Annotated in this window: 1 protein-coding gene; it reads right to left on the bottom strand. The window is 70.9% G+C overall.

Going from position 1 to position 1,039, the window contains the following annotated elements; genetic code table 11:
- Positions 1-1,039, bottom strand: a 1,039-nt coding sequence (locus tag ACFPZL_RS13575; protein ID WP_382335915.1) for an ATP-binding cassette domain-containing protein, incomplete at both ends; no start/stop codon positions are given.

The raw sequence follows: 1,039 nt of genomic DNA, 5'->3' as shown, positions 1-1,039 counted from the left end.
TCGAGGTCGTTCGTCGGCTCGTCGACCAGCAGCACGGGCGCCGGCTTCAGCAGCGCGCGTGCGATCGAGACGCGCTGCCGCTCGCCGCCCGAGAGACTCGATCCGGCTTCGCCGACCCGGCTCTCCCAGACGTCCGAGAGGCGGGCGAGCAGCGTGTCGACCCGAGCAAGGCGCGCCACCCGATCGAGGTCGTCGGACCCGGCGGCGGGGTCGCCGACCAGCACGTTCTGGCGGATGTCGCCGTCGAAGAGATACGGATGCTGGAACACGACGCTGACGAGATCGCGGCGGGCGTCGAGGTCGAGAGTCGATACATCGATCCCGTCGACCGCGATGCTGCCGGCCTCCGGCGCGTGGAGGCCGGCGATCAGCGTGAGCAGCGTGCTCTTCCCCGACCCCGAAGGGCCGACGATCGCCGTGGTCGTGCCGGGCTCGAGTACGAGGTCGAAACCGTCGAACACCTGGCGATCCGTCCGCTGCGATCCGTAGCCGAAACGGATCCCGCGCAGCTCGATCCGTGGCGCAATCCGCGGTTCAATCCGCGGTGCGGCGCTCGCCTCGATCCGAGCCGCGCCACCGGCCGTGCTCGACGTCGCGGTCCCCCGCTCGTCCGACGTCTCGTCCAAGATCTCGTCCGGCGTCTCGCTCGAGGTCTCGCCTGAGGTCGCGACCGAGGCGGTTCGCGCCGGGGAATCGGCAGAATCCACCGGCGCCTCCAGGACCTCGCGGATGCGGCGCAGCGCGCCGATGCACGTCTCGATGCCCGGAGAGAGCTCGGCAAGCACGGTGAACGGTTCCAGATAGCGGACGATGACGACGATCAGCGCGATCGCAGCAGGGATGCTCAATTCGCCGCGCATCGTCAGCATCACGGTGCTGCCGGCGAGCAGGAGCAGCGCCGCCTGGCTGGCGATGCCGAAGATCAGCTGCCCCGGGATCTGCAGCAGCAGGAGCCGCATCGTCGCCCCGTGCTGAGCGGCGAGCGCGGCGCCGGCGAGGCTCCGCTCGGGCTCGACTCGCCGTGCCGCCCGCAGCGCCG

The sequence above is a fragment of the Leucobacter soli genome (genome assembly GCF_042659205.1).
GTDB classification, from domain to species: Bacteria; Actinomycetota; Actinomycetes; order Actinomycetales; family Microbacteriaceae; genus Leucobacter; species Leucobacter soli.
This window is presented reverse-complemented; position numbering and strand designations above follow the sequence as displayed.